Origin of the sequence: Vibrio sp. 10N.222.48.A3 (assembly GCF_041475345.1) — a bacterium.
GTDB classification, from domain to species: Bacteria; Pseudomonadota; Gammaproteobacteria; order Enterobacterales; family Vibrionaceae; genus Vibrio; species Vibrio tasmaniensis_A.
Window position 1 is genome coordinate 1 of record NZ_JBFRVX010000227.1, and the last position, 7,707, is coordinate 7,707.

General features: G+C 46.2%; 9 protein-coding genes. 1 reads left to right on the forward strand and 8 read right to left on the reverse strand.

Features of this window, described 5'->3' with window-relative positions:
- Nucleotides 1-11: 11 nt before the first annotated feature.
- The 4 genes from cyoE to AB4653_RS07770 form a co-directional block, all read right to left on the reverse strand.
- Entirely contained in the window at nucleotides 12-986 is a 975-nt protein-coding gene (gene cyoE, locus AB4653_RS07755; RefSeq protein WP_009845656.1) for a heme o synthase, read from the reverse strand.
- Nucleotides 976-2,031, reverse strand: coding sequence for a heme A synthase (locus AB4653_RS07760; protein ID WP_009845657.1), 1,056 nt, complete (start codon nucleotides 2,029-2,031; stop codon nucleotides 976-978). Before AB4653_RS07760 ends, cyoE begins: the two co-directional genes overlap by 11 nt.
- Nucleotides 2,032-2,133: 102 nt before the next feature.
- Nucleotides 2,134-2,742: a hypothetical protein gene (locus tag AB4653_RS07765; RefSeq protein ID WP_009845658.1), complete on the reverse strand. Its 609-nt coding sequence runs from the start codon at nucleotides 2,740-2,742 to the stop codon at nucleotides 2,134-2,136.
- Nucleotides 2,735-3,613, reverse strand: coding sequence for an SURF1 family protein (locus tag AB4653_RS07770; RefSeq protein WP_102257518.1), 879 nt, complete (start codon nucleotides 3,611-3,613; stop codon nucleotides 2,735-2,737). The genes AB4653_RS07765 and AB4653_RS07770 overlap by 8 nt, the downstream gene beginning before the upstream one ends.
- Here AB4653_RS07770 and AB4653_RS07775 point away from each other — a divergent pair.
- The gene (locus AB4653_RS07775; protein WP_009845660.1) at nucleotides 3,552-3,782 is read left to right on the forward strand and encodes a DUF2909 family protein; all 231 of its coding nucleotides are present in this window, start codon (nucleotides 3,552-3,554) and stop codon (nucleotides 3,780-3,782) included. The genes AB4653_RS07770 and AB4653_RS07775 overlap by 62 nt on opposite strands.
- A 63-nt stretch (nucleotides 3,783-3,845) precedes the next feature.
- On the opposite strand, the gene AB4653_RS07780 is transcribed toward AB4653_RS07775, so the two are convergent.
- The 4 genes from AB4653_RS07780 to AB4653_RS07795 all read right to left on the reverse strand — a co-directional run.
- Entirely contained in the window at nucleotides 3,846-4,730 is an 885-nt protein-coding gene (locus tag AB4653_RS07780; RefSeq protein ID WP_009845661.1) for a cytochrome c oxidase subunit 3, read from the reverse strand.
- A gap of 38 nt (nucleotides 4,731-4,768) precedes the next feature.
- Nucleotides 4,769-5,413, reverse strand: coding sequence for a cytochrome c oxidase assembly protein (locus AB4653_RS07785; RefSeq protein ID WP_009845662.1), 645 nt, complete (start codon nucleotides 5,411-5,413; stop codon nucleotides 4,769-4,771).
- An 11-nt stretch (nucleotides 5,414-5,424) separates the two neighbouring features.
- Nucleotides 5,425-7,086: a cytochrome c oxidase subunit I gene (gene ctaD, locus AB4653_RS07790; protein ID WP_009845663.1), complete on the reverse strand. Its 1,662-nt coding sequence runs from the start codon at nucleotides 7,084-7,086 to the stop codon at nucleotides 5,425-5,427.
- On the reverse strand, nucleotides 7,083-7,707 hold a 625-nt coding region (locus AB4653_RS07795), incomplete at its 5' end, for a c-type cytochrome (RefSeq protein ID WP_372103750.1). The genes ctaD and AB4653_RS07795, both read right to left, overlap by 4 nt.

Below are 7,707 nucleotides of genomic sequence, written 5' to 3' on the forward strand. Positions count from 1 at the left end.
TATCAGAGCTATCAGAGCAGATAATGATCCGCCAACAAAGCAACAAACAAAATCATAAGATGATAAATGGAGAACTTAAAGGTCTTCATCGCCATATTAGGTTCATCACGATATTTCAGAACCCACGCGTGATAGACAAACCCACCGTTGAGCACCAAAGACGCGCTCAGATATATCCAACTGCTCATGCCAACTAATACTGGTAACACACACACGATGCTTAACAACAATGTATACAGCAAAATTGAAGTCTTGGTGTATTCGATTCCGTGGGTCACGGGCAACATGGGAATATTCACTTTGGCATACTCATCACGACGATGAATTGCCAACGCCCAGAAGTGCGGAGGTGTCCAAATAAAGATGATCATCACCAACAACCAAGCATTTGAATGAAGCTCGTTGGTGACTGCCGTCCAGCCCAGTAGAGGTGGCATTGCGCCTGCGATCCCTGCGATCACAATGTTTTGTGGCGTCGCTCGTTTTAAGTACATGGTATAAATCACTGCGTAACCCAACAAGCTTGCAAAGGTTAACCAAGCGGTGAGTTGATTGACCCACACCATTAACGTGGCAAACCCAAGTAAGCCGATACCCGCGGCAAAGCTGAACACACGCACACTACTCAGTTCACCGGATGGTAAAGGACGTCGATTTGTTCGAGTCATCTGGCCGTCGATCTTTTTATCGATCAAATGGTTAAACGCAGCGGCTGAACCTGCCATCAGCCCTATCCCAATCATCCCGAACACAGTTTGCTGTAAAGGTAATCCATTAGGCACAGCCAAACACATTCCAACCAATGCCGTCAGCAACATCAAAGCCACCACTTTAGGCTTGGTCAGCGTTAAATAAATTTTCCAAGTGGCTTTGTTTTTTATAGCAATTTCGTTACTTAAAGCTATGTCATTGTTGACTGCTATCTTATGAGTTAAGGCTGCGTCTTGAGCCACCACTTCATACTGTGTTGACGTTCTACTGACCATGATTACCTCCTTGTAATACACTGTTTTTCACCAAGCTCTCACTCGGTTTGTGTTGCCACACGACAAAATTGGTTACAACCATGCTGATGAGCAACATCGCTGCGACTAGGTTATGCAAAACCGCAACTGAGATTGGCAGATGAAACCATACATTACTGATCCCAAGGCTAATTTGAGTAAACAGGACTATTGCGACAATCACGCTCAGCTTTTGGTGAGGCGCTTGGCCAAATTTCCATAGCTGGTACACGATCATCAGCACCGTTAACGTCGCCACAATAGCCCCGAACCTGTGCATGACATGGATGGTAAGCCTTGCGGGATACTCCAACACGCCAAACTCATAGTTATCATGGCCGTGTTGAGCAAAATCGAAGGCATTCTTGAAATCTAAATAGCTTGTCCAGTTCCCTTCACAGATAGGTAATTGGGTACACACCAGAGCGGCATAATTAGACGATGTCCAGCCACCAAGCAGTATCTGCCCAACCACAATGAGTAATCCGAATAGTGCCGAGACTTTAAGTGGTGAAGAATAGGTAGCCTCACCAAAACGGCTTTGGAATTGAGACAAACGACAGTAGAGCAGACACAGCAGTGACAACAACGTGAAGCCCCCCATCAAATGCGCCATAACCACAACGGGCATCAACTTGAGAGTCACCGTCCACATTCCAAGCAAAGCCTGAAATATCACGGTTGCAGAGATAAGTAACGGAAGACCAGCAGCTGTTATATTCTTTTTAATACACCAAGCAACAACGACAAAGATAAGCAGCCCTAATGTTCCTGCAAAGTAGCGGTGGATCATCTCTATCCAAGCTTTGTCTGCTTCGAGAGCTCGTTCTGGAAATTGTAGATTGGCTTGATTAACGGCTTGGGTATTCGAGGGAACGGTAATCTTTCCATAGCACCCAGGCCAGTCAGGACAGCCAAGGCCAGCATCAGACAAACGGGTATAAGCGCCGAGCACAATCACGGTAAGGGTTAACAAGATAGTTAATCTCATCATGTGCATGAGTAAATCAGGGGCTTTATTCTGCATCGTTTATCTCCCTATACTTATTCCCTTTTCGCTAACAACACTCAGCATTAACGCAATCTGCTAAAGCTCATCAACTCAAGCTTATCAACTTAAGCTGATTAACTACCCAACTCGTGACAGCTTGAGTAGCTTTCTTAAATCATGAATCATGCCTTTAGATTGGCTGACTAGCTGCGAAGGATCAGAAACACTTTTGTATTCCATAACCAATTGCCCGAGTGGGTCAATTATGACAATGGAAGCTGGTGCAAACTCAGTACTTAATTGATCACCACCTGCTAACAAAGATAAATCAGGCTTGTTGAGCGAACCCGACAACGAGTTACCTTCTGAGACGAAAACAACGGCGGTCACTCGCTCTTTGTTTTTCCCTAGCGCCAAGTAACTTTGATTCAAATAATGGAGTTGTTGTTCGCATAAGCTTTCACACTCTGTGGGAGCGATATAACCCACAACCCAACCCTCTCCAGCCATGGGTACCGTTACGCCGAAATCCGCTAGTGTAATTCTTGGTTCTACCAATTCGCCTGAGTTAGTGACACCTGACGTATACCAATTTTGATCCAACACAGTTTTGGCGATAATGGCTGGCAAAGCGAAAATTAAAACGAGTCCGATTAATACCAAGCGTCCTTTAGTACGACGGCTTCTGAGCTCAGCCATGTTTGCCTCGGTACTTTCCCTGTTCACTTGTGCTTGAGACTTATCCATCGTTGTTCTCCGTGATAGGTGTCGCTTTTAGGTACCGATAGCCAATTAACAACATCAAAAACAAAAGTACCGCAGCCATAACAAACCATTGAAATGAGTAACCAAAGTGCTTCTCAGATTTCATCGCCGTTGGACGCCATAACATTTCATAGGGCCATGCATCTAAACTCTGAGGTTGGAAGACAAAGGGCAGCACTTCTTGCCCGGTGTACTGTGATAGCGCTGTTATGTTTAAGTTTTGAATTCTATTCGGTGTCGTATTTTCTAATCCCAACTCATGACTTAGAGGGTTCAACGAACGTGTGTACAAACGCCCTGACATATTGGTTGGTAGTGTGATGCTTCCTAATTGGGGTAGCTCTCTTCTGTCACGGCTCGCTGCAACGAACCCAAGATCGATCAACAGTTGTTTTCTTCCATCTTGTGTTGGAACTTCGCCCAACATGTAGATCACATACCCTACCGTTCCTTGGTTAATCTGGTTGTCTAACAAAACCACTAATCCACTGGGTGCTTCCAGCTCAAGGTCAACTCTCAAACCATTTAAAGACGGCTGTTCAGATGCACCTTGCATTTGTGTACGCGAGCCCTTCCATTCAGAGATAACCGTGTCCAATGACCTAGACGATTGCTGCGCTCTTTCTGATAGCTGCTGTTCATAGCGCAATTTCTCGTTACCTCGATCTAACTGCCACAAACCCAACTTGATTAAAGCGCCGACTGAAACCACAGTTAAAACAACCGCTATCCAAAAACCTTTACTGCGGAACTTGTGTTCATCATCAATCAATCGGTTTGGAGTTATCACTATGGCGTCATCTACCTTTGTGTTGTTGTTTAAAATTGTGTTAGTCGCTTTGCTGTTCTTCATCGCTTTCAATTTGATGAAAGGCCTAATTCAAATCGCCTCTGGTAAACACAATGGCAAAAGACTGAGTCACTTCTTAGGTCGCCGTGTGATGCTGTCTGCCATCGTCGTGCTATTGTTGTTACTTGCCCTAGCCTCAGGCACCATCACTCCAAATCCAAGACCTTACTAAGGCATTCAAGTTTTCAAACTTATTTATTCTTCAATACACGACTTAAAGCAGCCCCGTATATCATCAAAGTACATAGACAAACACGAACAGGCCTAACCAAACCACATCAACAAAGTGCCAATACCAACTGCCCGCTTGGAACGCAAAGTGGTCTTTCGGAGTGAAGTGGTCTTTCGCAACCCTTGCCAGCAACACGATCAAAAAGATAGTTCCTAAACAGACATGCAAACCATGGAACCCAGTCAACAAGAAGAAGGTATTGCCGTAGATACCAGACTGAAGTGTCAGCCCCATCTCTTGATAAGCGTGAAGATACTCTTCAACTTGAAAGAACAGGAAGAAGCCAGCCAGAACAATGGTTATCTCCAACCAGACGATCAAAGCCATACGCTTATTTTGTTCAAGACTGATATGTGCCATGTGCAGCGTCACAGAGGAAAGCAGCAGGATAATGGTGTTCTTAAGCGGGATACCTTGCCAAGGCATGGCTTGTGTCGTTACGCCATCAGGGGTAGTCGTTAGCGGCCATATTGATTGGAACATCGGCCACAATACTTCATGGGTCATTTCATTATTGCCCGCACCACCAATCCAAGGAACAGAAATCATGCGTGCATAGAAAAGCGCGCCAAAAAAAGCGCCGAAGAACATGATTTCGGAGAAAATAAACCAACTCATTCCTTGTCTAAAAGAACGAGAAATCTGCTCAGAATAGAGACCACTCAATGATTCTGTGATCACATTGCTAAACCAACCTGCGAGCATGTAAAGCAGCACTGCAAACCCGACTAACAACACCGCTTTGCCAAATACTCCACCTGCGGCGTCGGTGCCCATGTTTTGCACCGTCAAGCCAGCGCCAACTGCGACCAAAAACAGTGCTACAGCACCCACCAATGGCCAGTGGCTTTGGTGTGGAACGAAATAAACTTCCTTTTTAGAACTCATCGCTCAACTCCTTTTGTTGATTCTGGTTCTGTAAACCCCTAGTTACTTGCGAGTGTGCTCAATGTTGATGTACTCACTTCAGGCTTACTTGCCTCTCCACTCACCTGACTCGTGATGTTAAACAGCGTATATGAGAGCGTGAGTGTATGTATCGATTCTGGAATATCTGGCTCAATGTAAAATATCAAACCCATTTCTGCGCTCTTGTGCCCGTCCAATGGCTGCTGATTAAAGCAAAAGCATTCCATCTTATTGAAGTAAGTTGCTCCCATACCTGGAGAAACCGATGGTACGGCTTGGCCAACCAATGAGGCTCCAGAAAGGTTTTTGGCAATGTAGTTAGTTTGAACCACCTCACCAGGATGAACCTCTAATACTCGAACCTCAGGCGAAAACTGCCACGGCATATCTGGCTTAATGTGCGACATGAATTCAACACGAACAGTACGAGAGTAATCAGGCTGCATTCCCTGAGGTTGAACGGCAGAGACCGTGTTGGTTTTGCCGTTGATCCCCAAGGCTTCACACATTACGTCATACAGAGGAACCAAAGCGAAACCGAAGCCAAACATCGCGACCACGCTCAACACCAAGTAGCCCGTCAGCTTTTTAGTCGAGCGCTTATTAGACAGGCGCTTTGGTTGTTTTTTATCTTGATTGGGATCGCTTTGCTTATCACTCATAGCTAATCCCTCTAGTCTACTTTAGGTGGATGAGTAAAGGTGTGGTGAGGCGCTGGGCTTGGTACTGTCCATTCTAGCCCTTCAGCCCTATCCCAAGGCTTGCTTGGTGCAGGCTCTCCGCCTCTTACGCACTTAATAGCCAGCCATAAGAAAATCAACTGAGACAACCCAAAGGCAAAACCACCAATCGATACCACTTGGTTAACGTCAGCAAATTGAATGGCGTAATCTGGAATACGACGCGGCATGCCCGCTAGCCCTAAAAAGTGCATAGGGAAGAACAGTACATTAACTGAGATTACCGACGTCCAGAAGTGCCACAGACTGAGCTTGTGGTCGTACATATGCCCTGTCCATTTCGGCAGCCAGTAATAAGCTGCGGCCATAATTGAGAACACGGCGCCTGTCACCAGAACATAATGGAAATGAGCCACAACAAAATAGGTATCGTGGTATTGGAAATCCGCAGGCACGATAGCAAGCATCAATCCAGATAACCCACCAATCGTAAACAAAACAATAAAGGCAATCGCAAACAGCATTGGGGTTTCAAAAGTCAAAGCACCCCGCCACATGGTCGCCACCCAGTTGAAGACTTTCACCCCGGTCGGCACCGCAATCAGCATAGTGCAATACATGAAGAACAATTCGGCAAATACTGGCATACCCGTGGTGAACATGTGGTGCGCCCAAACCAAGAATGACAACAATGCGATACTACAAGTCGCGTACACCATAGAGTGGTAGCCAAACAGACGCTTGCCACTGAATGCTGGAATGATGGCTGAGACAATACCAAAAGACGGCAAGATCATGATGTACACTTCAGGGTGCCCAAAGAACCAGAATATGTGCTGGAACATCACCGGGTCCCCACCACCAGCGGCATCAAAGAAGCTAGTACCAAAGTATTTGTCGGTCAGCACCATGGTAACCGCACCCGCGAGCACGGGCATCACGGCTATTAATAAGAAAGCGGTAATTAACCATGTCCATACGAACATCGGTAGCTTGAACCAAGTCATACCCGGCGCGCGCATGTTCACTATGGTTACGATCACGTTAATCGCCCCCATGATCGAACTGATCCCCATAATATGAACTGAGAATACGAATAGCGCGGTGCTGTCTGGGCCATAAGTTGTTGAGAGCGGAGCATAAAATGTCCAACCAAAACTCGGCCCGCCTCCCTCAGTAAACAAAGATCCGATCAAGATTAAAAATGCAAAAGGCAGAATCCAGAAACTGAGGTTGTTCATTCTCGGCAACGCCATATCTGGAGCTCCGATCATCATCGGAATCATCCAGTTAGCCAAGCCCGTAAAAGCGGGCATTACTGCGCCAAACACCATGATCAAGCCATGGACAGTGGTCATCTGATTGAAGAAATCGGGCTCAACGAGTTGTAACCCTGGTTGGAACAGCTCCGCACGGATCACCATTGCCATGGCACCACCCGTTAAGAACATCGCAAAACTGAACCAAAGATATAATGTGCCAATGTCTTTATGATTGGTTGAATACAGCCAACGAGCCCAGCCTTTAGGTGCCGCATGTGAGTCGTGATCATCAACAGGCAAATCATTATTACCCAATGTGCCTTCTACAGAATGGCTCAGTGCTTGATCTTCTGCTGGAGCCGATTTCACCGGCTTATTGATTGGTGAACTCATAACTGATCCTTAGCATCATTTTGTGCATCATCCGTTGAGCTTTCAGAACTGCCTTCTTGCTTCGCCTTATAAGCGTTGATATCTGAAGCCTGAACAATATCGCCGGTGTTATTACCCCAAGCATTTCGTTGATAAGTCACTACCGCTGCGATCTCTTTCTCGGTTAACTGATTATCGAATGCTTGCATCGCCGTTCCGCCACGACCATAAACAATGGTGTCGATATGAACATCCACATCACCAAGGGCAATAGGACTTCCTTTGATAGCAGGGAATGCTCCGGGAATGCCTTCACCGTTTGCTTGGTGACAAACCGCACATCGAGTTTTGTAAACCTCTTCACCGATGGTATTCAACTCTTCCAAAGAAAGTGACGCATCTAATGCATCTTTCGCGGCTTGTTGTTCGGCTATCGCCAACTCTTTCTGTTCTGCTAGCCATGCGTCAAACTCGTCTTCTTCCATGGCATGCACCACTATCGGCATGAAACCATGAGCGCGGCCACACAACTCTGCACACTGCCCGCGGTAGACGCCGGGCTCATCTATCTTTGTCCAAGCCTCATTAATAAAACCTGGAATGGTATCTTTCTTAACGGCGAATGCTGGCACCCACCATGAG

Excerpts from the sequence above, each read along its gene's own strand:
- cyoE (WP_009845656.1), bottom strand. The coding sequence starts at position 986 with ATGGTCAGTAGAACGTCAACACAGTATGAAGTGGTGGCTCAAGACGCA.
- AB4653_RS07760 (WP_009845657.1), bottom strand. The coding sequence starts at position 2,031 with ATGCAGAATAAAGCCCCTGATTTACTCATGCACATGATGAGATTAACT.
- AB4653_RS07765 (WP_009845658.1), bottom strand. The coding sequence starts at position 2,742 with ATGGATAAGTCTCAAGCACAAGTGAACAGGGAAAGTACCGAGGCAAAC.
- AB4653_RS07775 (WP_009845660.1), top strand. The coding sequence starts at position 3,552 with ATGGCGTCATCTACCTTTGTGTTGTTGTTTAAAATTGTGTTAGTCGCT.
- AB4653_RS07770 (WP_102257518.1), bottom strand. The coding sequence starts at position 3,613 with ATGAAGAACAGCAAAGCGACTAACACAATTTTAAACAACAACACAAAG.
- AB4653_RS07780 (WP_009845661.1), bottom strand. The coding sequence starts at position 4,730 with ATGAGTTCTAAAAAGGAAGTTTATTTCGTTCCACACCAAAGCCACTGG.
- AB4653_RS07785 (WP_009845662.1), bottom strand. The coding sequence starts at position 5,413 with ATGAGTGATAAGCAAAGCGATCCCAATCAAGATAAAAAACAACCAAAG.
- ctaD (WP_009845663.1), bottom strand. The coding sequence starts at position 7,086 with ATGAGTTCACCAATCAATAAGCCGGTGAAATCGGCTCCAGCAGAAGAT.